Source organism: Pseudomonas sp. CFBP 8771 (assembly GCF_014841695.1).
Lineage (GTDB): Bacteria > Pseudomonadota > Gammaproteobacteria > Pseudomonadales > Pseudomonadaceae > Aquipseudomonas > Aquipseudomonas baltica.
The window spans coordinates 14016-38780 of sequence record NZ_JACYUJ010000011.1 but is presented as its reverse complement, the minus strand read 5'-3'; the positions used below and the strand labels follow the sequence as shown (position 1 = coordinate 38780).

Annotated in this window: 25 protein-coding genes and 1 tRNA gene; 12 read left to right on the top strand and 14 right to left on the bottom strand. The window is 61.6% G+C overall.

The window, feature by feature from the left end; all coding sequences use genetic code 11:
* Positions 1 to 548 precede the first annotated feature (548 nt).
* Positions 549 to 923 (bottom strand): c-type cytochrome, encoded by a 375-nt coding sequence (locus IFT80_RS20970; RefSeq protein ID WP_122474914.1) that lies wholly within the window; start codon positions 921 to 923, stop codon positions 549 to 551.
* Positions 924 to 1056: 133 nt separating this feature from the next.
* Here IFT80_RS20970 and ampC point away from each other — a divergent pair, with 133 nt between their 5' ends.
* Positions 1057 to 2196: a class C beta-lactamase gene (gene ampC, locus IFT80_RS20965; protein ID WP_446731007.1), complete on the top strand. Its 1140-nt coding sequence runs from the start codon at positions 1057 to 1059 to the stop codon at positions 2194 to 2196.
* A gap of 73 nt (positions 2197 to 2269) precedes the next feature.
* Positions 2270 to 2830, top strand: coding sequence for a hypothetical protein (locus tag IFT80_RS20960; protein WP_192058745.1), 561 nt, complete (start codon positions 2270 to 2272; stop codon positions 2828 to 2830).
* 250 nt (positions 2831 to 3080) lie between these two features.
* On the opposite strand, the gene IFT80_RS20955 is transcribed toward IFT80_RS20960, so the two are convergent.
* The 8 genes from IFT80_RS20955 to IFT80_RS20920 all read right to left on the bottom strand — a co-directional run bounded on the left by IFT80_RS20955 (position 3081) and on the right by IFT80_RS20920 (position 11803).
* A complete protein-coding gene (locus IFT80_RS20955) occupies positions 3081 to 4373 on the bottom strand; it encodes a sensor histidine kinase (RefSeq protein ID WP_185795113.1) in 1293 nt (430 codons plus the stop codon).
* A 146-nt stretch (positions 4374 to 4519) separates the two neighbouring features.
* Positions 4520 to 4596, bottom strand: a tRNA-Val gene (locus tag IFT80_RS20950).
* 104 nt (positions 4597 to 4700) lie between these two features.
* Positions 4701 to 5369, bottom strand: coding sequence for a UPF0149 family protein (locus IFT80_RS20945; RefSeq protein WP_192138281.1), 669 nt, complete (start codon positions 5367 to 5369; stop codon positions 4701 to 4703).
* An 80-nt stretch (positions 5370 to 5449) separates the two neighbouring features.
* Complete coding sequence (locus IFT80_RS20940) at positions 5450 to 6436, bottom strand: asparaginase (protein ID WP_192138279.1); 987 nt, start codon at positions 6434 to 6436, stop codon at positions 5450 to 5452.
* 13 nt (positions 6437 to 6449) lie between these two features.
* On the bottom strand, positions 6450 to 7640 hold the full coding sequence (locus IFT80_RS20935) for a hypothetical protein (RefSeq protein ID WP_122474935.1): 1191 nt from the start codon (positions 7638 to 7640) through the stop codon (positions 6450 to 6452).
* A gap of 12 nt (positions 7641 to 7652) precedes the next feature.
* The gene (locus IFT80_RS20930; RefSeq protein WP_185795110.1) at positions 7653 to 8546 is read right to left on the bottom strand and encodes a nitrilase family protein; all 894 of its coding nucleotides are present in this window, start codon (positions 8544 to 8546) and stop codon (positions 7653 to 7655) included.
* A 129-nt stretch (positions 8547 to 8675) separates the two neighbouring features.
* The gene (locus IFT80_RS20925; RefSeq protein ID WP_192138277.1) at positions 8676 to 10613 is read right to left on the bottom strand and encodes a flavin monoamine oxidase family protein; all 1938 of its coding nucleotides are present in this window, start codon (positions 10611 to 10613) and stop codon (positions 8676 to 8678) included.
* A 206-nt stretch (positions 10614 to 10819) separates the two neighbouring features.
* Positions 10820 to 11803, bottom strand: a complete 984-nt coding sequence (locus IFT80_RS20920; protein ID WP_192138276.1) for a 2-hydroxyacid dehydrogenase — start codon at positions 11801 to 11803, stop codon at positions 10820 to 10822.
* Positions 11804 to 12022: 219 nt separating this feature from the next.
* Here IFT80_RS20920 and IFT80_RS20915 point away from each other — a divergent pair, with 219 nt between their 5' ends.
* Positions 12023 to 12904, top strand: a complete 882-nt coding sequence (locus IFT80_RS20915) for an alpha/beta hydrolase (protein WP_192138274.1) — start codon at positions 12023 to 12025, stop codon at positions 12902 to 12904.
* A gap of 104 nt (positions 12905 to 13008) precedes the next feature.
* A complete protein-coding gene (locus IFT80_RS20910) occupies positions 13009 to 13920 on the top strand; it encodes a formate/nitrite transporter family protein (RefSeq protein WP_122795201.1) in 912 nt (303 codons plus the stop codon).
* Between the two features lie 12 nt (positions 13921 to 13932).
* Here the strand turns inward: IFT80_RS20910 and IFT80_RS20905 are convergent, their stop codons facing one another.
* Entirely contained in the window at positions 13933 to 15012 is a 1080-nt protein-coding gene (locus IFT80_RS20905; RefSeq protein WP_192138272.1) for an MBL fold metallo-hydrolase, read from the bottom strand.
* Positions 15013 to 15192: 180 nt separating this feature from the next.
* Here IFT80_RS20905 and IFT80_RS20900 point away from each other — a divergent pair, with 180 nt between their 5' ends.
* From IFT80_RS20900 to IFT80_RS20885, 4 genes are all read left to right on the top strand, one after another.
* Positions 15193 to 17325 carry a putative bifunctional diguanylate cyclase/phosphodiesterase gene (locus tag IFT80_RS20900; RefSeq protein WP_192138270.1) on the top strand — a complete coding sequence of 711 codons (2133 nt, stop codon included), beginning with the start codon at positions 15193 to 15195 and terminating at the stop codon, positions 17323 to 17325.
* Positions 17326 to 17443: 118 nt separating this feature from the next.
* A complete protein-coding gene (locus IFT80_RS20895) occupies positions 17444 to 18634 on the top strand; it encodes a sensor histidine kinase (RefSeq protein ID WP_192058781.1) in 1191 nt (396 codons plus the stop codon).
* Between the two features lie 87 nt (positions 18635 to 18721).
* Positions 18722 to 19123 carry a YidH family protein gene (locus IFT80_RS20890; RefSeq protein WP_122474951.1) on the top strand — a complete coding sequence of 134 codons (402 nt, stop codon included), beginning with the start codon at positions 18722 to 18724 and terminating at the stop codon, positions 19121 to 19123.
* Positions 19120 to 19449, top strand: a complete 330-nt coding sequence (locus IFT80_RS20885) for a DUF202 domain-containing protein (RefSeq protein WP_122474953.1) — start codon at positions 19120 to 19122, stop codon at positions 19447 to 19449. Before IFT80_RS20890 ends, IFT80_RS20885 begins: the two co-directional genes overlap by 4 nt.
* Before the next feature lie 4 nt (positions 19450 to 19453).
* Here IFT80_RS20885 and IFT80_RS20880 read toward each other — a convergent pair whose 3' ends face one another.
* Positions 19454 to 20089, bottom strand: a complete 636-nt coding sequence (locus tag IFT80_RS20880) for a DUF998 domain-containing protein (protein WP_122474955.1) — start codon at positions 20087 to 20089, stop codon at positions 19454 to 19456.
* Between the two features lie 118 nt (positions 20090 to 20207).
* On the opposite strand from IFT80_RS20880, the gene IFT80_RS20875 reads away from it, so the two are divergent.
* A complete protein-coding gene (locus IFT80_RS20875) occupies positions 20208 to 20615 on the top strand; it encodes a GNAT family N-acetyltransferase (RefSeq protein WP_342214352.1) in 408 nt (135 codons plus the stop codon).
* Between the two features lie 16 nt (positions 20616 to 20631).
* Here IFT80_RS20875 and IFT80_RS20870 read toward each other — a convergent pair whose 3' ends face one another.
* Positions 20632 to 21609: a YihY/virulence factor BrkB family protein gene (locus tag IFT80_RS20870; RefSeq protein ID WP_185795101.1), complete on the bottom strand. Its 978-nt coding sequence runs from the start codon at positions 21607 to 21609 to the stop codon at positions 20632 to 20634.
* 221 nt (positions 21610 to 21830) lie between these two features.
* Positions 21831 to 22022 (bottom strand): CsbD family protein, encoded by a 192-nt coding sequence (locus IFT80_RS20865; protein WP_192058726.1) that lies wholly within the window; start codon positions 22020 to 22022, stop codon positions 21831 to 21833.
* A 217-nt stretch (positions 22023 to 22239) separates the two neighbouring features.
* Here IFT80_RS20865 and IFT80_RS20860 point away from each other — a divergent pair, with 217 nt between their 5' ends.
* Positions 22240 to 22620 carry a hypothetical protein gene (locus tag IFT80_RS20860; RefSeq protein WP_192138268.1) on the top strand — a complete coding sequence of 127 codons (381 nt, stop codon included), beginning with the start codon at positions 22240 to 22242 and terminating at the stop codon, positions 22618 to 22620.
* Positions 22621 to 22641: 21 nt separating this feature from the next.
* Here the strand turns inward: IFT80_RS20860 and IFT80_RS20855 are convergent, their stop codons facing one another.
* Positions 22642 to 23478: a CvfB family protein gene (locus tag IFT80_RS20855; protein ID WP_192138266.1), complete on the bottom strand. Its 837-nt coding sequence runs from the start codon at positions 23476 to 23478 to the stop codon at positions 22642 to 22644.
* A gap of 215 nt (positions 23479 to 23693) precedes the next feature.
* On the opposite strand from IFT80_RS20855, the gene IFT80_RS20850 reads away from it, so the two are divergent.
* On the top strand, positions 23694 to 23882 hold the full coding sequence (locus IFT80_RS20850; RefSeq protein WP_177327984.1) for a hypothetical protein: 189 nt from the start codon (positions 23694 to 23696) through the stop codon (positions 23880 to 23882).
* 161 nt (positions 23883 to 24043) lie between these two features.
* A complete protein-coding gene (locus IFT80_RS20845; RefSeq protein WP_122474965.1) occupies positions 24044 to 24763 on the top strand; it encodes a TorF family putative porin in 720 nt (239 codons plus the stop codon).
* Positions 24764 to 24765 lie beyond the last annotated feature (2 nt).

Sequence of the window (24765 nt, the reverse complement as noted above, 5' to 3'; positions counted from 1 at the left end):
CGGTGGGTTGATTCTTTCGTCTCAACCGAGGCGCGCATTCTACGCTAGCCTCACATCCTGTCAAGCGTTTATTTTGAAGTGTTTAGTTAATCTCTAACAACTTCAACCGCTTGCGCTTTCGATTGCTCGTCAGCGGGAGGCGAATATTACTAGATTTTGCCGGTGAGTCAACACCTGTTCGCAAATCTTTTCACGACATCGATCGTTTGACCTCAGGAACCAAAGGGCGCGCATTCAGACCGATTCGGTTCGACCTGGCATACGTGCTGCCGCTTGGGATCGCCCATGGGCAGTTCACGGTGCGAAGCTGGTCCCTTTCGCCAGGGATCGGGTGGGTTCATGGGGTCGGCCAGATAGACCCCGCTCGATGCGCAACCCGTCAGACACATCACTAATGCCAGTATTACCTTCGACATCCAATGCCCTCATCAAAGGGTCTGGAGAATACGAAGCCACATCCGCCAATCAAAGAGGTCGTTTCCGATGCTGTTGTAGGACGCTGCCTTGTGACCCGGGCCGCACCGCGCCTCCACCGTATCGTACCTGCCTTAGGGGTTGCTTTTGAGGTACTCGAGAAGGTCGGCCATCTTTTGATCGTTGCCGAACCACCACAGGCGCATCTTGGTACCAGGCACCACATCGCTGGGTGCCTCGACGAAGGCGGCGATCTTCTCGGTGGTCCAGACGATGCCCGAGTTCTTCATCTCTGCTGAATAGCTGTAGTCACCGGTGCTTCCCGCCGCACGGCCGATCACGCCATTGAGCTGCGGGCCGAATGCGGCCTGGGCACCGCGGCCTACCTTGTGGCAACCACCGCAATTCTTGTCGAATGTCGCCTGGCCGGCTACGGCGTCTCCCGCAGCCATGGCGTTGGCCTGCAGCGCGACCAGTAGCGCGAAAAGCGCGCAGGTTACTGATTTCATGTTTCCTCGGGGTGTTGTTACAGACGCTCATCATAACGGCTGACACAACAAAGAGAGATGCCGGGATAATGCAGAGTGATCACTGCCAATAAAAATGGAAGAGGAGTCACTCATGCGCAGGTCCGGCACAGCCATGGTCATTGCGGGTTTTCTGGCATTCACGACCGTATGGGCGGGCGATAGCGCCCATGCCGGGGAGCCTGCAGTCGAAAGCCTGGTGAAGGTCCGGGCCGCATCGTTGATGGCGCAATACAACATTCCAGGCATGGCGATCGCTGTCACTGACGGTCGCCAGCAGCTGTTCTTCACCTATGGGCTGGCGTCGCGCGAAACGAAGGCGCCTGTTACCGCAGACACACTGTTCGAGCTTGGCTCGATCAGCAAGACCTTCACCGCCACCCTCGCTACCTATGCGCAAGCCAATGGGCAGCTGTCTCTGAGCGATCATCCCGGCCAGTATCTGCCCACATTGCGCGGCACACCGCTGGACCAGGCGTCACTCGCCGACCTGGGCACCCACAGCGCCGGCGGATTTCCTCTGCAGTTGCCGGACGACATCCAGAACGCTGCACAACTGATGACGTACTTTCGCGACTGGCAGCCCACCTATGCACCGGGCACCCAGCGCAGCTATGCGAACCCCAGCATTGGGTTGCTCGGGATGATCGCGGCCACGAGCATGAAAATGTCGTTCGGCCAGGCCATGCGCGACAGGCTGCTCCCAGGCCTGGGCCTTTACCACACTTACCTGGATGTCCCGACTGCGCAGTTGCCGTTGTATGCGCAGGGCTACGACAAGAACGACAAACCGGTGCGGCTGAACCCGGCGGTACTGGCCGAGGAAGCCTATGGTTTCAAGTCCAGTGCGCGGGACATGCTTCATTATGTTCAGGCACAGATGGGCGCGGTGGCCTTGCCTGCGAAGCTGCGTGAGGCATTGGATGCCACGCAACGGGGCTACTTCCGGGTAGGTGGCATGACGCAAGCCCTGATCTGGGAGCAATACGCCTATCCCGTAGCGCTCGACACCTTGGTGCAAGGCAATTCCAATGCAGTAGCCCTGACTACCCAACCCACAAGCCCGCTGCGGCATCTGGACAAGGTATGGGTCAACAAAACCGGGTCGACCAATGGATTTGGCGGGTATGTGGCGTTTGTCCCATCACGAGGGATCGGCGTCGTGGTGCTGGCGAACAAGAACTATCCGAACGAAGCGCGGGTCAGGTTCGCTCATGAGCTTGTCCAGACACTGGACCAGAGACTGGACAAGTAGGGGGTTCACGCACGTTCTCAAGCCCATGGGTCTGGAGTAGGATCCGAGTCCTGACCTTATTGGAGTTTCGTCGATGCGCCGCACTTGCCTGTTTCTCGCTTTCACGCTGGGCCTGGTCAACGTGGCCTGGGCTGCCAAGCCAGCACCGAGCGCCCCGAAAGCGCAGACCGTCAAGACGCTCGACGGCAAGTTCATGTTCACCCTGCCTGCGGGGTACACCGCCAACCCGCTGCCACCTGCCGATCCGAAAAGCGAAGCTGCAGGTGCCAAGGGCATGATGTACATGAATGAAAGCGAAAGACGCGTGGTGGTGACCACTGAACTGCCCATTCCCAAGGGTGGGCGTGCCGCCGACAACGATGATGAGTTCCTGACGGGCGCGACGGCAGGTTTCATCAAGCAACAGGCGACTGCGTTGCCTGACTTCAAGAAGACTGCGGAAAAACGTATCACCTTGCGAAAGCTGGGCGTGGAACAAATCGACAGCACCGCGACCATGGGCGGCGGCGCAACCATGACGACCACCTTCGTGGCCGGCTCGGGACCGACCATGTCGGTTGTCCAAGTGATTTCGCGCGCCAGCGACCAGACGGGTCATGCGGCCATGGTCAAGCGTATCGTGACTGGCAAGTAACGGAATCGGCCCACCCTGCCCGGCTGTGGCAGGGGGTTTGCTGTGCGCAGGACAAAACAGCGCCCAACAAAAAACCCGCCGAAGCGGGTTTTTTGTCTAGCCATTCCAACATCCTGTCAGCAGCTTCCTTGCAATGGCCGGTCGTCCCTGACCCTGAGTCGCATCCTTCGTCTCAGTTAGTGAGGCTAGATTACTGGGATGAAGGTGATCGCAATAGAGGCGATTGGAGCCACAGCGTGTAAGTGATTCGCTATACCGCTGCTACGCGTCGTAGCCAGAGGGTAACGGTTGTGCCCTCGCCCAGCCGGCTCTCGATACGTGCGATACCCTCTGCGCTCGACGCGAAACCGTACACCTGCGACAACCCCAACCCGGTGCCCTGCCCGGCAGTCTTGGTGGTATAGAACGGTTCGAAGACCTGTACCAGTACGTCTTCCGGGATGCCCGGCCCATCGTCGGCAACGCTCAGGCAAAGGTAGGTGCCGTCGGCCAGTTGGGCGTCGCCGCAGACGACACGTTCACAGGTGGCCACGCGGATCTGCCCGGCACCGCGCAGCGCATCGCGCGCATTGACCAGCAGGTTGAGCAACGCAGCATCCAATTGATGGGCGTCGCACATCACCGCCTGCGCTGGCGCTTGCAGATCCAGCTGCACCTTAGTTGCCGTACCGAGCGCGCGACCGAACAGGTCACTGTTGTGCTCGATCCGCTCGTCGAGTACGACCGCCTGCACGCTGGGCTCCTCGCGACGGGCGAAGGCGAGCAGGTGATGAATCAATTGCGCGCCCTGCCGTACCGCCTGCAGGCCGATTTCGGTGAGGCGTTCGACTTCCAGGGGCTTGCGTGCCTTGAGGCGAGTCATCTGCAAGCTGGCACTGACGGCCTGCAACAGGTTGTTGAAATCGTGGGCGATACCCGCGGTCAATTGGCCCAGCGAGGAAACCCGTTGGGCATGGCGCAGGGTCTGCAGAGTTTGCTGGTGCTCGCCCAGCACGTTGTCGAGCTGCCGGGACAAGGCAAGGGTCTGTTGCTCGCGCTCGGCGTTGAGCAGGCGCAACTCCAATTGCGCAGCCGTTTGCCGTGCCAGAGCCTGCAGAGCGCTGCACTGCGCCGCATCCAGCGTGCGCGGCACGGTGTCGATGACGCACACCGTGCCCAGTGCCAAGCCCTGGCGCGAGATGATCGGCGCGCCCGCATAGAAGCGAATATAGGGAGGGCCCAACACGAGCGGACTGCCCTTGAAGCGCAGGTCAAGATGAGTGTCCTGGACGATCATCACGGTATCGGGCGCGAGGATGGCATGGGCGCAGAACGCCAGGTCGCGATGGGTCTCGGAAACGTCGAGCCCGACACACGCCTTGAACCATTGACGCTCGCGGTCCACCAGAGAAACCAGGCCGATGGGTGTCCCGCAGAGCTGAGTCGCCAACTGGACGATGTCGTCGAAGCCCGGCTCCGGGACACTGTCGAGCACACCCAGATGTTCGAGCGCAGCCAGGCGTTCGGACTCGTCGATAGGCGATGGGGCCGGGCTGTGGGACATGCAAAGGGCCAGGTTTAGGAATTGATTGGCGATAATGCGCGCGGCGAGCCAAGGCGGCAAGCATGTGCAAGCATATTGCGCATGAACGAAAAAGGGCGACCCTTCCGGATCGCCCTTCTGCACCGCCCAGCAGAGCGGATTTTGTTTGGTAGGCGCGATTGGACTCGAACCAACGACCCCCACCATGTCAAGGTGGTGCTCTAACCAACTGAGCTACGTGCCTGCTGTGGCGCGCAATTTTACGGATTGAGGCGCCACTGTCAACGGCAATTTGCCGCCAATCGTAAAAAAATCACTCACTTGCAACGGACGCACTCGATGCGCAGGTCAATGCAGACAGCATTGCTTGAATTTCTTGCCGCTGCCGCAGGGGCAGGGATCGTTGCGGCCCGTCTTGGTTTCGCCGGTGATGGGCGTCTTGCCCGGACGACGCTCGAACCAGTACTGGTGCAGACGAATGGCGGCCATCTGGATCATCTCCATGGCCTCTTCGGCGTCCAGTTCCTCGCCCGAGCCGTCGCGCTTGAGGAGGTCGACACCCTGCGTGTGCAGCGTGATCAACGCCAGGAGGTCCTGCTCCTGGTCGGGCATGTCGAGCCAGCTGCCACCGACCACTACCCCACGTTCGTAGCCATAGCACCAGTCCTCGACGCTGACCACTTCTTCGTCGTCGAACAGGTTGAAGATCGGCGCGAAGTTTTCAAAGTCTTCTTCCAGCAGCATGGCCAACTGGTTCATGTGCTGGATGAGCAGGTCGAAGAATTTCTCGAACTGCCTGTCGTCCTTGAAGACCGGCAAGTGATCAGGCCCACCCCACAGCGCTGCGTACCAGTCGTCGAAAGCGATTGCCTGAGGGCACGAAACGATGGCTGTGAAAAAGCCATCGAGCTCGGAGATGCTGCCGACCGATTTCTCGCTGGCGTATTGCCCCAGTACGTCTTCCACGTAATCCAGTTGTGCGTCGGTCAGCGCGTCATTGCTGATGTTGTAGGCCATGGTCTGCTCGGTCGGGTCATCAAAAAGAATGCCCGCATTGTAGCCGCCAGCGTGGACGATGTCCCCGGATCTGCCGCCGATCAGTTGTCCAATTGGCTCAGGTAACGCGTGATGTCGTGCTCTTGGCCGCTACCGACCAGCATCCAGAGCAGGATCCGACACTTGCGCGGGCAGAGAAATCTACCCATCACGGCGCCCTTCGCCTGCAGGTCCAGCTCGCCTCCCGCGAAGCCGTAACTACCGCTGGCCGTTGGCCCGCTGCCCGTGCGAGTGGCCACTATGACCGGCATATGCCGGGCAATGACGTGCAGGCTGGCGGCCCAGCGCTGCGATACATGCCCGGCGCCGAAACCGCCAATGACCACGCCCCGATACCCGGCTTCGACGACCCTGTCGAGCAGCAGGGTGTCTGCATCCAGTGTGGCTTCGAGTAGCAACACGGTGTGATCGGTTCGGGTGGGATACGGCAGGCAGCAGCGCGCTGCAGGCGCGGCGGCGTAGTGCACCCGACCTTCGATCATCAGGCCAATCGGCCCGTAGGGTGCCGAGGCGAAGGCATCCATGGCCAATGCCGCGACCTTGCGCACCCGGGACGCCGCGTGCACCTGATCGTTGATCACTACCAACACGCCACGCCTGCGACTGTGTTCGGCCAGCGCCACCTGACTTGCAGCCAGCAGGTTAGCCGGGCCATCGGCACCGCAATGCGATGCCGCACGCATGGCGCCTGTCAGCACCAGAGGCTCATCGAGATCCCACAGCAGGTCGAGGAAAAAAGCGGCTTCTTCCAGGGTATCGGTGCCTTGGCTCAAGACCACCCCGACGGCTCCAGCCGCGATGCAGCTACGGGCCCACTCCAGGGCCTCGAGCAAGGCCTGGAAACTCAAGGAGGCGCTGGGCAGCAGATTCAGTGTGTGCACCTGAACCTCGGCCAGCGACGTCAACTCGGGCAGCAGGTCCACCATGCCCTGCCCGCTCAAACTGGGTTGAACACCTGCCCCAGTGGCCTGGGCCTGCATGCTGATGGTGCCGCCCAGGGCACCTACGGATAGTCTGGGTAGAGCCATGGGCGGTACTCCGTCAGAGGTTTGGGCTGCCGATGATCAGACCGATCAGCGGAAGGATGAGCACGGTGCTGATTGCCATGGACAGCACGTTGCCGATGTAGCCATGCATATAGGACGGCAGCCGCTGGCTGATGGCGACGGCCAGGGGCGGCGCCAGCAGTGCGCCCAATGCGGCACTGAGGATGATCACCGGCAGGCTGCCACCATGGACCAGAATCGCGGCGGGGGCTACCGAGACGACGGGAATGTAGGTCGGATACCAGCCGCGAGCAATCCATTGACGGCGCCAGATCAGCACACCCAGCGCCGAGGCCAGGGTTTGCGCCGCCAACAGCTGCAACAGCCAACCGGAACCGTAGAACGGACTGGCCGGATTGAGCATCAGCGCCAGCAGCGCCCCCAGCACCAACCCCAGGCTGGCCCATTCGTTGCCGAAGAACGGGGCCTCGGAGAAATCCGCAAGGATACGGCGCAAGGTCCAGCGCAGGCCGTAGTTGGCCGGAGAAGCCACCACCGGTGGCGCTTGCGCAGGCGCCGCGTCGGGCCTGACCAGAACCGGGAAGCGCTTGCACAGCAGGAAGCCGATTACGCTGCCCACTGCCATGCCGGTAACATTGCCGATCACCACTGGCAATGCCAGCGGGGTACACACGTACTTGACGATCAGCAGGCAGGCCGGGGTGATCAGCACGGCGCCCATCACGGCCCCGGTAAGCGCCACGCGCCAGCCACGCCCGAACAGCAGCACCGTGGCCGCCGGCATGGACACGAACGCGACGAAAGTCGGCTGCCAGGTATCGGCCGAAAGTGTCCATCCCCAGAGCAGATTGCCCAGACCCAGGCCGAGCAGCGAGCTGGTCACCACCCATGGCCAGAGCCCGGTGCCGTAGCAGATCGCGAAGCCTTGCCAGCGCTTGCCGGTGTGATTGGCCCACCAGCCCAGTCCCGCACCTGCCAGTAGGCCGATGGAGGCAAACTCATGCTTGTAGAACGCGACTTCGCTGATATCACCCACCACCCAGCGCCACCAGGCTGCTGGGTGGTGCAAGTTAGCCATCATGTCGCCATAGCTGGGCCACAGTGCGTCGATGGCCAGCAGCTTGCCGCTGATGACGGTCAGGGTAATGGCCAGCGACAGCATCAACAGGCCAGTTAAAGTCCCGCTGGATGCGCGGGTTGGTGTGTCTTGCAGAGAGGATTGCATGGCCAGCCCTCCTCAGCGCGGCAGCGCGGCGTGACGGTCATAGCCCAGCATCGAGCCATAGAGGTCGACCCGACGGTCGCGCGGCAGATCGTTGAGGCTGTTCCAGATCGGCGCGCTACGTGCCGACACAAGGTCGACGTCGGCATAGAGGATGGTTTCCTCTTCGGCTCCGGCCACCTCGCTGAGCGGCCAACCGTTGGTACCGGCAATCAACGAACAGCCCAGGAAGCGATCGCCGCGATCGGTACCGATGCGATTGGCTGCAGCGATGAACGTGTTGTTGACGTGCGCTGCAGTGATGGTCAGGTAAGACGCCATGCATTTGCCGGTTTCGTCGAACAGCGGCGGCGGCGTCCAGACCCAGTTGTTCAGGCTGCAGATGATGTCGGCACCCTGCAGGCTCAGCAGGCGTGGCACTTCCGGAAACCAGACGTCCCAGCAGATCATCAGCCCGATGCGCCCGATGGGCGTTTCGAACACCGGAAAACCGAGGTCGCCGGGACTGAACCAGAGCTTTTCGAGATTCCACAGATGAGCCTTGCGGTACTTGCCTATGAAGCCGTCGGGCCCCACCAGCATTGCGCAGTCGTAAAGCTTGTGCCCGTCGCGCTCCGCCAGGCCGGCGGCGAGATAGACCTTATGTTCGCGCGCGAACTCGATCCAGGCCTGCGCGCTGGGGCCGTCGGGCACGGCCTCGGCCAACGCGAACGCTTCTTCGCGGTTGCGGTAGGCGTAGCCGGTGTTGGCCAGCTCCGGCAGCACGATCAGTTGGGCGCCTCCCGCGACCGCGCGCTGGGCCAGGTGAAGGCTATGGGAGAGGTTGAACGAGCGATGCTCGAGACCGCATTGTGGATCGAACTGAACGACAGCGACCCGCACGGGGCTGATAGCGGAAACAGAGGACATGGAGGCACCTTCTTGTTGTTTTTGGATTGCCTCCGCATAGAAACGCATTCGTTAAGATCATAGAACCGGACGCTTCCCAAGCATCTGTAGGATTAATCCGGCAGGTAGGACAAGAGGGTACAAAATCGTTCAGGACTCGGTGCCATACCGAGGGTAATGAGACAGGTCGAACCCGGCGTTGAAGACTGCGCCCTGGTTGGCGCAGAGGTTGATCACCGCGTCCACGGCGCCACGCATGGCCGGTTCGGTCCAGCCGGCGTCGACCGAAAACGATTCACCTGCGAGGTACAGCCCGGATAGGCGGCTGTAATCGCGGTTGTAGCTCATGAGCCCGACCGCATCCTGATACGCGCCTGCCCGGTAAAGCTTGGCGCAGCCCAGCGCATTGCGGTCCGTGACCCAGCGCTGCACGCGTGCGTTGGCCGTGTCGATGAATGAGGAAATGCGCGTGCCGACGTTGCTGCAGCGCATCAAGATGCGGTCCAGCTCGCGCACACAGTTGTCGACCAGCTCGGCGTCGCTGAACGCCGCCAGCTTGGTCGCATCGTCCTCCCAGGTGTAGCTGAGCAGGATGCAGTCATAGGCATAGTTGTCGTTGTAGCGGTAGGCATAGACGTCGTGCACGAAACTGTCGGTGACGAGTATCTGCGGTATGTCACGCCTGGCCGAGAGAAAGGTTTTCTTCAGCGGCGCGTAGACTTTGCAGCTGGTTTCCCAGTGCGCAGTCTTGTAGGCATCGATGGTGGCCTGAGGCAGCATGGCCGAGGTGAAACCAGCCACCTGGATTCGCGTTTCGAGGATCCAGGAGGGCACCGTGACGATCACCGAGTCGAAGCTCTGTTTCACCTGCCGGCTGGCCAGCGCGTCGCTTTGGTGCCAGCGGTAACCCACTTCTATGCTGCCGTCGGCCAGTCGCGTGAGGCTGTTCACCGGGCTGTCTGTGATCAGGCCAGCAGGCTGCTCGCGCAATCGTTCGTAAGGCGAGCGAGCCCCCTCCCCCAGCGGCATGAACATCAGACACTCATCCAATGCAGCCAGACCCAGGTAGCGAGGTGTGGCGAACGCCACACCTTTGGAGTCAGTCACGGCATGCTCGGTTAGGAACGGGGCTGGTAGCGGCATACCCTGGCCATCGACACGGCCGTGTACCAATTGCAAATGGCTGCTGAAGCCGAATATCGCGGTGCGCAGTGGATAAAGGCTGCACACGTCGTAGAAAGCGCCCCAACTGCCATCGCCTATGCCGATGGCGTAGAAGATCGACGATTCGGCGGCCGACATGCCCAGACCACCGAAGTCGCCCGGCCGGCTGGGATCCCAAGTGGGTACGCAAGGAGCGCGAACCAGCTCGCGGAACGCTACATGCTGGTAGCGCGTGACAATCGCAGACCACAAGGCGGGCCATTGTTGACTGCCGAACACGGCGGCGACCTGGGTCGCCATGCGCTCGGCGAACAGCTTCCATTTCTGGTAGACGGCTTGCAGCACGGCGGTAGGTGGCGGTGTGCTGCCGTCGGGATTGTTCCAGATCAGCAGTTGGGGTTCGGTTTCCCCTGCCAGGCGACCTTCGTGCAGATAGATGCCGGTGGAGTGTACGAAGGGCGTGCCGGGATTCGGGAAGTCTGAGGTCTTGAGATCGTACAGGCCTGCGTAGTAGGCCATCAATGAGCGGCCGTCTACAGGCGCCTCGCCGGTGCGATTGAAAAAGGGCATGCGCATGGCGCCCATTTCGAAAGGCGTCGAGGGCGTGGATTGAGGGCTGTCGACCTGCACGGTGAGGTGACGTCCGCCGAGGCGGCGCGACTGCTCGATCAAGGTGATGCGTTCGAAGCCACAGCGCAGCAGTTCGCGAGCTGCCACCAACCCTGCGACGCCCGCGCCAATGATGCAGATGCGGTGTTGTGCGTTACCTGCGTGAGCAATGCCCTCGGTTTGTTCGAGCAGGCGGCGGTAGTCGAAGCATAGATCCGGAGGGTTGGGAAAGCGGGCGGCCCACGGCATGCTGGCGGGGTTTTGCACGGCGGCTGCGATGTCGGCGGGATGGTTGTGGGATGAGCCGATGGTCATGAATGACAGTCCTTGTCGGTCGGATTGAGGAGGCGTCAGTGTGCGAAGCCGTGGTGCGTCCAGGCAGAGGGATTGGGGGGCTGCGGTGTAGGAAGGATTTGGGGCGTATGTGGGAAGCAGGTGCGGTGGTTCAGGGAAGTTGCGGTGTGGCCGGACGCGGCTCACGCCGCTGCTACAGGGGGCCGGGTGTGTCGCCGCGTCGGGTGTTAGACGGGACGGGGGTTTGTAACGACGCTCTGGAGGGGCTGGCCTTGGTGCAGGCGGTTGATGTTGGCGGCGATGAAGGCGTAGCGGCGTTCGAACAGGCCGTGGGTCCAGCCTGAGGCGTGGGGGGTGCAGTAGGCGTTGGGGAGGTCTTCGAAGCGGTATTCGGCTGGCGCGACCGGGTCGGTGTCGCCGCGGGGGTAGCGGTACCACACGTCCAGGTAGGCCTTGGCGATGAGGTTGTCGCGCAGGGCATGGTAGAGCGCGTGGGGGTCGACCACGGCGGCGCGGGCGATGTTGATCAGGACGGCATCCTGGCGCATTGCGGCAAACTGCGTAGCGCCGAACGAGCCGCGGGTGCGCTCGTTCAACGGGCAGGTGAGGATGACGAAATCGGCACGCGAGAGCGCCTGGTCGAGTTCGCCGGGTGTGTACGCCTCATCCATAGGGCCGTCGACCCGTCCGCCTTCGGCGCGAGCGGAAATGGCGATGATGCGCAGGCCGAAAGCTTGGGCACGGGTGGCAACAGCCTGGCCGATTCGGCCAAAGCCGACGATGACGACCGTCTTGCCGAACAGCTCGCCGCGCGGCTGACGCTTCAGGTAGGCACCCGTCCAGTGTTCGGTACTGAAGCGCGCACGAAGATCCGCCAGCTCGATCTGGTGTTCGAGCATGCAAGCCAGGGCGTATTCAGCCATGGGGATTTCATGTTCGAACACATTGCAGACAGTGGCACCGAGCGGCAGCGCTGCGAAGTCGATGCCATCCAGGCCGGCGCCGGGTACCTGCAACAGGCGGAACGCCGGCGCGGGGCCAGTACGCTGGAAACGCATCGAGACCAGCACGTCGGCGCCTTCGATCTGCGCGTCCCAGGCAGCCGATTCATGGGCCTCACGGGGCAGCGCAACGAACTGCGCCGGGCAGTCCAAGCCTGCGGCAAGCATCTCGCGGTGTGTCGCGGCCTCTCCCACCATCACGATTTTCATGTGTCGCCCTCTTGTGTCGAAACGCTGCCCGCAATGGTAGCGCAAACATTGGTAGTCGGCGGACAGTAGAATATCGGCTCGGTCATGGCAATAGAGCGTTCGCATTAGGCACCGGGCAACCGTCCCGAACGGTACCTGACACCGCTTGAAATCAATTTGCAATGAACAGCCTGCAGTGCGTTCCGGTCCAGTGAAGAGACCCGTCTGGAGTGTGCATGCATGGCAACACCTACCACCGCGCCCCGTCGTCGGCGCTGGCTTCCCTTTCTGCTGCTGGCTCTGGCGATAGGTATCGGCTTGCCGTATGGCTGCTCGCAACTGGCCTATAAGGAGCGGCAATTGCTGTTCAACATCGAACCAGGCACGGCGAGCTGGTATTCGGGACTGCCGTCCGGGGTGACCGAGCTGCAGATTCCGGTCGAGAAAGCCTTGAGCAGCACCCAGTACCTGCACGCCTGGTGGTGGCCGGCGCCGCGCGCCGATGCGCCGGCGGTGCTGTATCTGCATGGCACCCGCTGGAACCTGACGGCACAAGTGCGGCGCATCAGTCAGCTGCGCGAGCTGGGCTTCTCGGTGCTGGCCATCGACTACCGCGGTTTCGGCGAAAGCCCCGGCGAGTTGCCGTCGGAGCGCACCGTGTACCAGGACGCCCAGGCTGCCTGGGCACGGCTGGTGCAGTTTCAGCCCAACGCCGAGCGCCGATTCATCTATGGTCATTCGCTGGGCGGTGCGATCGCCGTGGATCTGGCCGAGCATCTGGCCGAGGGTGACGAGCCCAAGGCGGCCGGGCTGATCGTGGAGTCCACCTTCACCGATCTGGCCGCTGCCGCAGCGGCCGTGGCCAATACGTCGCTGCCCGTGCGCTGGATCATGTCGGAGAAATTCGACTCCATCGACAAGATCGGCGACATCGGCATCCCGGTGCTGATCGTTCATGGTCTGGATGACCGCTATGTGCCGGCGCGTTTCAGCCAGGAGCTGTTCGACGCCGCTGCCGAACCCAAGCGGTTGCTGCTGGTACCCGGAGGTACGCACAACAACAGCATGACCCTGGGCAGCCAGGCTTACGCCAAGGCGCTGCGCGAGGTATTCGGGCTGTAGCCGACGCCTGGCGGGCAGTGACGCAACTTATTCAGCGCCGCGAAGGTCTGTGCTGTGGCAGCCGTGCACCGGGCACGCGCGCCAGCGCATTCGCAGGAACCTCCATGGAAAAGCACGAACCCAGCCTTGACGCTTCTGAAGCAGACGGCAAGACCCCTGGCCTGTCGGCCGACGAAAAAGCCGAGGTCCATGAAAACCAGCCGCCCCGCGCGGCGGTGCTGCATGAAACCATTCGCATACAGGGCGACCACGAACTCGAACGCACGGTAGCCGCCTTGTGGTGGTCTGCCTTGGCTGCCGGGCTGACCATGGGACTGTCGCTGATGGCCATGGGTCTGTTCAATTCGCGCCTGCCCGATGGCGAAACCAGCAAGGTCATCGCCAGCCTGGGCTACTCGGCTGGCTTTCTTGCGGTGATTCTGGCACGCCAGCAATTGTTCACCGAAAACACCCTGACGGCCGTCTTGCCGATCATGAGCAAGCCGAGCCTGAGCAACTTCGGCCGGCTGTTCAAGCTGTGGGGCGTGGTCCTGGCAGGTAACCTGGCGGGGACCTTGCTGGTGTCCTACGTCATGCTGCATTTGCCGATCTTCGATGCCAAGACCGATGTGGCCTTTCTGGAAATTGGCCGCAAGGTGATGGAAAACGACCTGTCGCAGATGTTTTCCAAAGGCATCATCTCGGGCTGGATGATCGCCACCATGGTGTGGATGATCCCTTCGCAGGAAAGCGCCAAGATGTGGATCATCATCCTGGTTACCTACCTGATGGCACTGGGCGACTTCACCCACATCGTCGTGGGTTCGGCGGAGGTCTCCTACCTGGTGTGGGCCGGCGAATTGGACTGGAAAGCCTTCTGGCTCGACTTTGCCGCACCGACGCTGGCCGGCAACATCATCGGCGGCAGCTTCATTTTCGCCCTGATCAGCCATGCGCAGATCAGAAGCGAAAGCGGCCTGCCGCCCAAGGACGATGGCCAAGGCAAGGCGCGCAAGGAACCCAACGCCGACGCTTGAGCTCGTGCCGCATCAGGGCGTCGCCACGGGGGCCGGTGAATCGACCTGCTCCCACCAGTGCACACCGGCCTGGGGATTGCGCATGTCGACCCGCTCCCCCATGCGCGGCGTGCTCAACGGCACGCTCTTGGCCTGCGCCAGTGCGCTGATGCGATCGAAAGGTTCGTGCCAATCGTGTATGGAAAGGTCGAAGGTCCCATTGTGGATCGGCAGCAGCGTCTTGCCGCGCAGGTCCAGGTGCGCCTGCAGGGATTCTTCGGGCTGCATGTGCACGTTCGGCCAGGCGACGTTGTAGGCACCGGTTTCCATCAGGGTAAGGTCGAAGGGCCCGAACCGTTCGCCGATCTGCTTGAAGCCCGGGAAGTAACCGGTATCGCCGCTGAAGAACAGCCGGAAGTCCTTGTCGATGATCACCCACGATGCCCATAGCGTGCTGTTGCTGTCGAACAGGCTGCGCCCGGAGAAATGCTGCGATGGGGTCGCCACCAGACGCAACCCGCCCACTTCGGTTTCCTGCCACCAGTCCAGCTGACGCACCTTGCTGGCGGGCACGCCCCAGTCGAGCAGGCGGTCGCCCACGCCCAGGGTGGTAAGGAAGTATTCGGTCTTGTCTGCCAGCGCCTTGATCGCCTGCTCGTCCAGATGGTCGTAGTGGTCGTGGGAGAGGATGACGGCCTTGATCGGCGGCAGGTCGGCGATGCTGATCGGTGGCTGATGGAAGCGCAACGGGCCCGCCCACTGCACAGGCGAGGCGCGCTCGGAAAAGACCGGGTCGGTCATCAGGAACTGGCCATTCATCTTCAGCAGCACGGTCGAGTGCCCCAACCGCCACAGGCTGTGGTCCGGCGCCGCCAGCAGTTGCTGGCGAGACAGGCGTTCGACCGGCAATGCGGCCTGCGGGCGGGTGCCTGGCGGCTTGCTCAACAGTAGGTACTTGATGCCGATGCGCAGCTTCTTCATGAAGCCGTCCTTGGGCAGGACCACCTGATTACGGTACTGGCCGTCCTCGCGCAACGAGGCTGGCAGTTCTTCGGCATTAGGTGAGAACGACGTCATAAGCGCAAGCACTCCGAAAAGCAGGGGAATATTCATGCAGCCCTCTGGCTGAAAGATGCGTGCTACAGCATACGCCTTCGGCCTGGCGTGAAAAGCCCGTGGTCGGCCCGGAGCGCCGAGAAGGTGCCTGCCGCTTGGTCGCCCGGCGGGAACCATGTCGCCGCCGCAGCCGTCCGAATGGGATCAGGAAACGTCTGTTCGCAAGGACCGCTGCTCATGAATGCTGTTGATGCCGCCAACCCCTCCCGGTACTTACGCCATGCACGGCTTCTGGTGCTGGCGTTCGTGCTGCCCATCCTTGCCAGTGTGTTGATTGCCGGCAGTGCCGTGCTCGGCGTTCCTGCCGCGACGGATCATGCCAGCGATCCTTCGGCAGAGACGGTCACCGCGAACAGCTTGAGCGGCGAGCGCGATCTGGGGGATAACAGTGGCCGGCCGCTGATTTCCCTCGAAGAAGCCGGCTCGGGACTGCCCGTGCAGACGCCGCCACCGGGCAGCGAACCGCTCTGGGCGATGTCGCCGGCGACGATTGCCGCACTGTTGCTCGTCGTGCTGATCGTCTCCGGCGGGCTTCTGCTCAGGACCTTGCGCAGCTTGCGTGACATCGACCGGGATCATGCACGATTGCAGGACAGGCATCGAGCCCTGCAATCGAGCGAAGAGCGCCTGTATGACCTGACCCGTGCCAGTTCCGACTGGATATGGGAAACCGACGAGTTCCTACGGGTCAGTTATCTATCATCGGAATTTACCGCTTCCACCGGTTTGGCAGGTGATGCCTGGCTGGGCCAGCCGATTGAATTGCTGCTGCAGTGCGAAACCCTCCCTCCGGGCCAATGGCTGCAACAGTTGGGAAGCACCGCCGCAGCAGCAGGGACTGGTCAGTTGCGCTGCAGCTACCGCGACAGCGCGGGACAGACCCGCCAGAGTCGCATTGCAGCACGGCCCATCTTGCATGAATCACGTGTGGTCGGTTACCGCGGTACGGTGGTCGACGTCACCGACCATGTCAGCGCCCAGACCCAACTGGCCCACCGCTCCACCCACGATGCCGTGACGGGCCTGGGTGATGAGCATGCCCTGACGCGGTTCCTCGACCAGACCCTGGCCGATCGTCTTCGTCCGCTGCCATTGACCGTGCTGCTGCTGGACCTGGAAGGGTTTGACGCAGCGCAGCAAACCCTGGACAAGCCCGCACGCGAATGTGTTCTGCGCACAGTCGCCAGTCGCCTGCGCGACAGCACGCGCAGCAATGATCTGGTGACACGCCTGCACGCCGGGCAGTTCATGCTCGTGCTGGCCAGCATCGACGAGATGATCGAGATAGAGCATTTCTGTCAGCGCCTGATCGACAACATCCAGCGCCCGATCGCGCATGGCATCAGACAGCTGCAGGTGGGTGTGAATATCGGCGTGGTTCACGACCGGCCCGCACGTGGCGATGCCAGCGAGTGGAAGCGCTGCGCGGACGTCGCCCTGCGTCAGGCCAAGGCTCAAGGCGCCGGCAGCTGGCAGCATTTTGCCCCGGCGCTGGACCGACAGAACCAACTCAGGCAACTGGAAACCGATCTGGCATCAGCCATACGCCATGAACAACTGCTGCTGCAGTTTCAGCCCAGGTATAGCGCCGAGGCCGACCGAGTGGTCGCGGTCGAGGCACTGCTGCGCTGGCAGCACCCGGTCGAAGGCTTGCTCACCTCGGACGTTTTCCTGCCTTTGGCCGAGCGCAGCGACTTGATCGTAGCGATCGGCCGCTGGATGTTGGGCGAGGCCTGCAAGGCAGCACGCCATTGGCCACAGTCGATTGCCGTGTCGCTGAGCCTGGCACCGGCGCATTTCAGCCGCGGCGATGTTTCTCGCGATGTTCGTGACGCGCTGGCAGAAGCCCGCTTGCCTGCCAGCCGTCTGCAGGTGCAGGTTGCCGAGCAGGTCATGCTGGGCTGTGCCGACGGTGCCGTAGGTGCACTGACCGCACTGAAGGAACTGGGTACCGGGCTGATTCTCGATGAGTTCGGCAGTGGCTACTGCTCCCTGGGATATCTACGTCTTTATCCCTTCGATGGGTTGAAGATCGAACGACGCTTCGTGGCCGGCATGAGCGACAACCCGAATGACCGCGCCATGGTGCGCGGCATGATCGACCTGGGCAAGGCCATGGGTGTTCGTGTGATCGGCGCCGGTGTCGATACCGAGCAACGGCTGCGCTGCCTGCAGCATGAAGGGTGCGCAGAGGTACAAGGCGATTATTTGAGCACCGCTCTGGTTCACCTGGCGCTGGAGCCATTGCTCAAGCAGCAGAGCGCCTCGCGCAGAGTTCGTGAGGTACCGCAGGCAAGTGATTACAGCTGATATAAGCCGTGCGGACTCAAGATTTTTTTACAGGCTCGAACGGCATCGCTAGAATCGGTGCACCGTCCGGACACGACCAGCCAATGGTTCCGGCATGCGCAACCACAGTGGACACTCCATGGGCACGACTGCAGCAGCCGACATAGCCACCCTCGCGCGTATCGACGCGGTCCCGGCAATCCTGCAGGTCATCTGCGAAACCACCGGGATGCGTTTTGCAGCGGTAGCCAGAGTTACCGAAGATTCGTGGACCACGTGCGCGGTGCTCGACAGCATCGGCTTTGGCCTGGGGGTCGGCGACGAACTGGACGTGACCACTACCCTGTGTCACGAGATACGCGTCAGTCAGCAGACCGTCATCATCGACAAGGTCAGCGAAGACGAGGTGTACTGCAACCATCACACTCCGCGCATCTACAAGTTCGAAAGCTATATATCGACGCCTATATTCCGCGCCGATGGCAGCTTTTTCGGCACCATCTGTGCGCTCGATCCACGGCCTACCTGCCTCAAAGGCAGCACCATCGAACCCATGATGGAATCGTTCTCGCGTTTGCTGTCGCTGCAGATGGAGAATGAAGAACAGCACCAGCGCACGGCTACCGCGTTACTGGAAGAGCGTGAAATGGCCGATCTGCGTGATCAGTTCATTGCGGTGCTCGGCCATGACTTGCGCAATCCGCTGTTTGCCATCAACGCCGGCTCGGAGCTGTTGCAGCGACGCGTCACCGATGAGCGCAGCCTGGGTATCGTCAAGCATATCCAGACCAGTGCACGTCGCGCCTCGCAGCTGATCGAAGATGTGCTGGATTTTGCCCGTGGACGACTCGGTGCCGGCATCGTGGTGGACCTGCAGCCCGACGCCGACCTGACGCGGAGCCTGGAGCACGTGGTCTCCGAGCTGCAGCGCATTCACCCCGACCGGGTCATCACGATGGATGTCGATGATCTGCAAGGCGTGCTATGCGACAAGGAGCGTATTGGCCAACTGCTTTCCAACCTGGTGTCCAACGCGATCATCCACGGTGCTCCGGACAGCGAGGTGCGCGTGTGCGGCCGACTGTCCAATCAGGCATTCACCCTGTCGGTGCATAATCAGGGGCCGGCGATCGCTGAAAACGTGCGCTCGCAGTTGTTCAAACCCTTTGCCCGGCCCAGTGTGCGCAGCCCGCGCGGGGGCCTTGGACTGGGTTTGTACATTGCCTATCAGATCGCCCTGGCCCACGCCGGTCGACTGGAAGTCGCGTCGAGCGATGAAGACGGTACGCAGTTCAGCTTCCACCTGCCCGTGAACACCGACCGCGACTGAGGCCTGGGCCTGCTACGCGGAAAGTGGCCGGCACGACGGCTGGCGATGGTAGCATCGCCCTACCTCCACACCCTGCCTGGCACCCACATGGCGAGACCTGACCCCGGGATCCCCCCCACTCATGGCCAACGCAGCGCGCGACAGCTGAAGCTGCTCACGGGCGGCAGCGAGCCCGACCCACGTTTCACGTTGGCCAACGAACGCACGTTTCTGGCCTGGATTCGTACAGCCCTGGCCTTGATGGCTGGCGGCATCGCTGTCGAAGCATTCACTGCGGACGTGTTCGCACCCGAGTTTCGCAAGAGCCTGGCGGTCATCCTGCTGCTGCTGGGCATGCTGCTCAGTGCCAGTGCGAGCCTGCGCTGGCTGAACGTGGAGCGGGCGATGCGTCACAAGCAGCCCTTGCCCATTCCGTTGCTGGTGCCGCTGCTGTCCATCGGCGGTGCGTTGGTCACGGCAGCGCTGATAGCCTTCGTCGTATTGCGATGAGCCTGCTGCAAGCGGGACATCAGGACGAAGGCCTGCAGCCTGAACGGACGTTGCTGGCGTGGGGACGGACCCTGTTGGCGATGTTGGTGGCGAGTCTGTTCTTTCTGCGCTGGATGCCCTTCCACGGGCGCTTCGCCGGTGGCCTGATCGCATTCACTTTGCTGGGAGCGCTGCTGATCTGGCTGAGCCAACGGCGCCGATACCGCTGCAGGGTGGAAGGGATCAGCCGCGCGCGCTTCCCGGCCGACGTGACGGGCGTGCTTGGCCTGGGCAGCATGGTCACGGTGATCGGCGGCGCGGCGATCTGGATCACCTTGATGACCTGAAGCGTCAGGCGTATTCGTTGCGCTCGGCCTTGAGCAATGCCCACGCCAGCCCGGCGACCCACACCAGTGAAGCGAAGTAGTTGACCCGCTGGAACAGGCCGAAGCCACGGCCAACGTCCATCGCTGCTGCCATCCACGGCAGGCAGCCCAGCGCAAACAGGCTACAGATCAGGGACAACCAGACCAAGCCCTTGCGGCCCTCGCGGCGTGCCACGACAATCCACAGCGCACTGGCGAGCAACAGGCTTGCCGACATGATCACGCTGGCGATGGTATGCAGGTTCTGCTGTGTCGAGGGGTATTGCAGGGAACAGCCGGCGTCGCAGGTGAAATACCCAGCGGCCAGGCTCGCCACACCGTGCACGATGATCAGCGAGGCGCTCAGCCGCGCTAGGCGCAGATGAGCATGGCCCGCGTACAGGCCAATACCGAACGCTATCGACAACAGGCCCAGCGGGTAATGACCGAGCCAGGCCCAGAGGGCGTGGGTGGGTGCATCGATGGCGCCCAACAGACCCATCGCCTGATCGATGTGGCTGTACCCAGCGTACAAGCTGCCGGTCACGATGAGGCTGGCGGCCAGCCATAGCGGGCTGATCAGGCCAGCCAGATAGAGTAATTTGCGAATCGGCTGCTGCACAGCGCATCTCCGTCATAAAAAGAGGCCCGGACCTTACTACAGCGCCGGTGCGGTCACGAAGCAATTTCTCCCGCCATTGGGCAAACCTGGCGCTTTGGCAATAACAGGACACATTTACGTGGAATTCATCGAACTACCGACCTGTGCGCGACCGCTGCTGGACAAGTTCTACAAGTCGCAGAACAGTCGGATGCGCAGCGTGGGCAACGCCCGCTGGTGGGTAGCACGGAGCGACGGAATCGTTGCAGGTTCGAACTTCGTGTCGGTGGCCGGGGGGCACTGGTTAACCGGCCTGCACGTGGCTGTCGATCAGCGCAACAAGGGCTTGGGCCGACGCTTGCTCAGCACCGCCCAGACCACGCTGGGCGGGCCGGTATGGTTGTTTTGCGAACCGCCGTTGCGTGGTTTCTACCTCAGCCTCGGCTTCGAGGATGCAACCACTCTGCCTGCCGAGCTGACCCAGCGCCTGCAGCGCTACCGAGCCAGCAAGAACTTGCTGGCCCTGGTGCGTCCGACTGCCGCTTGATCTGCATAGCCTCGGCTCAAGGCTGCGGGCGCGCTGCAACCGATGACGGCGTGGCAGGACTTGCACGCAGGTCCTTCTCGCCCGTGGGCACGGTCCCGGTCTGGTCCACAGCGGGGGTGGTATCTTCAGGGTCTTTGGCACCCTTGTCCTTGCCCTCGGCCGACATGTGCTCGATCACCGCATTCATCTCGGCACCGAGCAACAGCACCGCAGAAGAGATGTAGAAATACAACAGCAACACGATGATCGCGCCAATGCTGCCGTACATGGCGTTGTAGTCGGCGAACGTCTTCACGTAGTAGGCAAAGCCCAGCGATGCGACGATCCACACCACCACGGCGAGCATCGAGCCAGGCGTGATGAAGCGGAATTCCTGCTTCACGTCAGGCATGACGTAGTAGATCACCGCAACGGCGATCATCAGCAGGATGACGATCAGTGGCCAGCGCAGGATGGTCCACAGCGTGACGATGAAATCTTCCATGCCGATCTGCCCGGCCAGCCACTGCATGACCTGGGGACCGGTGACCATCAAGGCCGCTACGCACAACAGCATCCCGGCAAGGCCGATGGTGTACAGAATCGACAGGGGAATGCGCTTCCAGGCCGGACGTTCTTCGACTACATCATAGGCAGCGTTCATTGCGCTCATGGTCAGTCGCACGCCTGCCGAGGCAGTCCACAGCGCAACCACGATACCGATGGAGAGCAAACCACCTTTGGACTGCTGCAACTGGTCGATCACCGGATTGACTTGTTCCAACGCCTGTGGCGGCAGCACCAACTCGGATTGCAGACGCATCCACGAGAAGAAGTCCGGCAGATGCAGGAAGCCGATCAAGGCAATCAGGAAAAGCAGAAAAGGGAATAGCGAGAACAACATCTGGTAGGCCAATGCCGAAGCATAAGTAGGCATTTCGTCGTCGACGAATTCCTTGACCGTGCGAACCATGACCTTCATGAAAGGCAGGTTGTTCATGTGGGGAAATAGCATAGCGTCTCCTTGCGCCACTCGACTTTCGAATACCCTGCCTGAGTGGATGCGCAGCCCAACTGAGTCAGGCAGCCGCGGCAGGCTTGTAGCGGCACGCTTTCTACCGTAAAGCTGCAGGAAAAACGACAATCAGAGTATGTACGTCCGTGTCCGCCCAATAGCACAACGGCCATCGTTTGATGACCGTTGGCGAACTTCACTCAGGCAGGAAACACGCTGCCTCAGTGTTTATTTACAGCGTCTTTCACAGTGTTCTTGACTTCGCCTTCTACTTGCTGGGCTTCGCCTTTCTTCTCTTGCACTGCACCTTCAACCTGCAGTTTGTCGCTACCGGTGACTTTGCCCACGCCTTGCTTGAGGTTGCCGACTGCTTCGTTGGCTACGCCTTTGATCTTGTCTGAAGTGCCGCTCATGGTATGTCTCCTGGTCATGTAGGAATGTCTTGTCTCGACACAGGAATTGACCGGCACCGGCCATCCAGAGTTTCAAATTATTTTGCGTGGCAAAAGACGCCGTGGTCGTGCGGCAGGCACATGGGTTTTGCCCGCGCTTTATGTTCGGCCGATTTGCCCGCAGAATGCCGGTCGGATTCGGCCAGTGCGCCGAAGCGTCATACCTGTAGGAATTTTCATGAAACTCGACAAACCCCAAGCCATCGCCCGTCGCAACAAGGAACTGGGTGGCGCGGTGCTCGGCGTCAACAACTGCCATTTCACCGTGCTGGACGCCAAACGCAACATCTGGTGGTTCGACATCCCTGTGGCACGCCTGCAGATCGGCCAGTACGAATGGATTCACCTGCTGCTGCACACCCCTGCCAGTGATCAGCTACTGCACCTGAAAGTGACCACGGCGTTTTTACGTGAACACATGGAAGGGCTGGTGGTGCGCAACGCCGGCAAACGCAAGTCGACGGTCAGCCTCGAGCTGAGCGCCGACAAGGATTCGTTCCTCAAGGATGTGCGCCCCACCGGCAGCGGCGTCGGCTTCGCGCCGTTCCTGCAGGCCTGAAAGCGGCCTGCGTGACGGGCTTCAGACCAGTTCGATACGGTCGGCGTGGATGACGATCTGGCCGTCCTTGTACAGGGCGCCGATGGCTTTCTTGAAGTTGCCCTTGCTGACACCGAACAGGTCGCTGATCACCTGCGGATCGCTCTTGTCGCTGACCGCCAGGGTGCCCTGGTTGGCGCGCAGCTTGTCGAGGATCTGGGCATTGAGGCTGGTGGTGAGCTGCGCGCCGATGGGCTGCAGGCTCAGGGCAATCTTGCCGTCGCTGCGCAGCTCCTTGATGTAGCCCTTCTCCTGCTTGCCGGAGCGCAGAAACTTGAACACTTCGTTCTTGTGGATCAGGCCCCAGTGGGTGTTGTTGATGATGGCCTTGAAGCCCATGTCGGTTTCTTCGACCACCAGCAGATCGACTTCCTGGCCTACCTGATAGGCCGGCGGCAGCTTGTCGAGGTAGCGATCCAGGCGGGCGGTGGCCGTAATGCGGCGCGTACGCTTGTCCAGGTACACGTGTACCACGCAGTACTCGCCCGCTTTCATCTGGCGCTTTTCTTCGGAGAACGGCAGCAGCAGGTCCTTGGGCAGCCCCCAGTCGAGGAAGACGCCAATGCTGTTGATCTCGACGACCTTGAGGCTGGCGAACTCACCCACCTGAACCTTGGGCTTTTCAGTGGTGGCCAGCAGTTTGTCTTCGCTGTCCAGATACACGAAGACGTTCAGCCAGTCTTCGTCTTCGCTGGGAATATCCTTGGGAATGTAGCGATTGGGCAAGAGGATCTCGCCGTCTGCGCCGCCGTCCAGATACAGCCCGAAGTCCGTATGTTTTACCACTTGCAATGCGTTGTAGCGCCCGACTAAAGCCATTTCGAATTTTCCTCGTCACCTGGCTCGGCATTCTACCCGAGAACCCTTCGGTTCGCTGCGCAAGGCGCCTTGCGCGACAGGTATTGGTACGCCGGAACCTTGCTGGACAAAACCTTGATCACAGGGGATGCCACTGCCACCGCTGGTCCATATAGCCCAGCCGAGAGGGGATAAATCATGTACAATGCCTGGCCATATTAATTTTTGACAGGTTAATGGCAGCCATGCGCGTTAAAGCATCCAACAGCAAAGTCAAACCCGCTCCAGCCGTGGAAACCAGCGAGTCGATCAACGAACAGATTGCTGCGTTTCTCAAGTCCGGTGGCGAGATCCAGCAGATTGCCAAGGGCGTGAGCGGCCAGACCTTCACCCCGTCCAAGCACATCAGCCTGGGCAAGAAGTAAGTTTGCGGCCCGGCCGTGGCGCCGGGCAAAACTTCAGCGTCATGTAACTCCTCGCATCACCCTCATCCCCCCTGAATCGACGAATGGCAGCGTGACGCCGCCCATGAGCGGTATGCTTGCACCCTTCTAGATCGGGCCGTCCAGGCTTACTGGAGGTAGGTATGCTCAGACCCAGCTGGTTATTGATAGCCGGACTCGTGGTCCCCCCTTCCCTATGCGCCCAGGTCATTCAACGTGACATCGGCGATTTCAACCTCAAGCTCGGCACTACACCGTCGCGCAGCATGGCCGTGGGCCTGGTGCAGCCAAGCGCCGGCAGTTCCTTCCATGGCGGGCTGGACCTGACCCACGACAGCGGTCTGTATTTCGGCCAATGGTCGCCCAACATGGGCCTCACCTCCTCCAGCAATCTGGAGGTGGATTCCTATATGGGCTACAAGCATCCGTTTGATAATTCGCTGGGCTATGAAGTGGGCGTGATCCAGTACAGCTACCCCGAGCTGGATGCCCCTTCGACGCATGCGTTCTACGCCGGCCTGCGTGTTCTGGATCGGCGCTTCGGCGCCGCGTTCAACAACACCCCCGACGGCCAGAACAGCACGCTGTTCGCCGACCTGGGCGGCCTGCCCCTGTTGGATGTGGGCTTTACCATGAAGGTCAGCAACCATCAGCTCACCACCCCGTTCACCATTGGCGAGGGGCAGGAAGTGCGGGCATTCAACGACTGGTCGCTGCAGATGTCACGGCCGATCGGCAGCTTCGACCTGGATTTCATCTACAGTGGCTCGGACCTGAGTGGCGCCAATTGCGCTGCCTATTCAGGCCAGAATGGCCAGTGTGACAGCATGTTCATGCTCAAGGCCCAACACGCGTTTTTCTGAAC

Coding starts and splice junctions, on each gene's coding strand:
- IFT80_RS20970 (WP_122474914.1), bottom strand. CDS start 923: ATGAAATCAGTAACCTGCGCGCTTTTCGCGCTACTGGTCGCGCTGCAG.
- ampC (WP_446731007.1), top strand. CDS start 1,057: ATGGTCATTGCGGGTTTTCTGGCATTCACGACCGTATGGGCGGGCGAT.
- IFT80_RS20960 (WP_192058745.1), top strand. CDS start 2,270: ATGCGCCGCACTTGCCTGTTTCTCGCTTTCACGCTGGGCCTGGTCAAC.
- IFT80_RS20955 (WP_185795113.1), bottom strand. CDS start 4,373: ATGTCCCACAGCCCGGCCCCATCGCCTATCGACGAGTCCGAACGCCTG.
- IFT80_RS20945 (WP_192138281.1), bottom strand. CDS start 5,369: ATGGCCTACAACATCAGCAATGACGCGCTGACCGACGCACAACTGGAT.
- IFT80_RS20940 (WP_192138279.1), bottom strand. CDS start 6,436: ATGGCTCTACCCAGACTATCCGTAGGTGCCCTGGGCGGCACCATCAGC.
- IFT80_RS20935 (WP_122474935.1), bottom strand. CDS start 7,640: ATGCAATCCTCTCTGCAAGACACACCAACCCGCGCATCCAGCGGGACT.
- IFT80_RS20930 (WP_185795110.1), bottom strand. CDS start 8,546: ATGTCCTCTGTTTCCGCTATCAGCCCCGTGCGGGTCGCTGTCGTTCAG.
- IFT80_RS20925 (WP_192138277.1), bottom strand. CDS start 10,613: ATGACCATCGGCTCATCCCACAACCATCCCGCCGACATCGCAGCCGCC.
- IFT80_RS20920 (WP_192138276.1), bottom strand. CDS start 11,803: ATGAAAATCGTGATGGTGGGAGAGGCCGCGACACACCGCGAGATGCTT.
- IFT80_RS20915 (WP_192138274.1), top strand. CDS start 12,023: ATGGCAACACCTACCACCGCGCCCCGTCGTCGGCGCTGGCTTCCCTTT.
- IFT80_RS20910 (WP_122795201.1), top strand. CDS start 13,009: ATGGAAAAGCACGAACCCAGCCTTGACGCTTCTGAAGCAGACGGCAAG.
- IFT80_RS20905 (WP_192138272.1), bottom strand. CDS start 15,012: ATGAATATTCCCCTGCTTTTCGGAGTGCTTGCGCTTATGACGTCGTTC.
- IFT80_RS20900 (WP_192138270.1), top strand. CDS start 15,193: ATGAATGCTGTTGATGCCGCCAACCCCTCCCGGTACTTACGCCATGCA.
- IFT80_RS20895 (WP_192058781.1), top strand. CDS start 17,444: ATGGGCACGACTGCAGCAGCCGACATAGCCACCCTCGCGCGTATCGAC.
- IFT80_RS20890 (WP_122474951.1), top strand. CDS start 18,722: ATGGCGAGACCTGACCCCGGGATCCCCCCCACTCATGGCCAACGCAGC.
- IFT80_RS20885 (WP_122474953.1), top strand. CDS start 19,120: ATGAGCCTGCTGCAAGCGGGACATCAGGACGAAGGCCTGCAGCCTGAA.
- IFT80_RS20870 (WP_185795101.1), bottom strand. CDS start 21,609: ATGCTATTTCCCCACATGAACAACCTGCCTTTCATGAAGGTCATGGTT.
- IFT80_RS20865 (WP_192058726.1), bottom strand. CDS start 22,022: ATGAGCGGCACTTCAGACAAGATCAAAGGCGTAGCCAACGAAGCAGTC.
- IFT80_RS20860 (WP_192138268.1), top strand. CDS start 22,240: ATGAAACTCGACAAACCCCAAGCCATCGCCCGTCGCAACAAGGAACTG.
- IFT80_RS20855 (WP_192138266.1), bottom strand. CDS start 23,478: ATGGCTTTAGTCGGGCGCTACAACGCATTGCAAGTGGTAAAACATACG.
- IFT80_RS20850 (WP_177327984.1), top strand. CDS start 23,694: ATGGCAGCCATGCGCGTTAAAGCATCCAACAGCAAAGTCAAACCCGCT.
- IFT80_RS20845 (WP_122474965.1), top strand. CDS start 24,044: ATGCTCAGACCCAGCTGGTTATTGATAGCCGGACTCGTGGTCCCCCCT.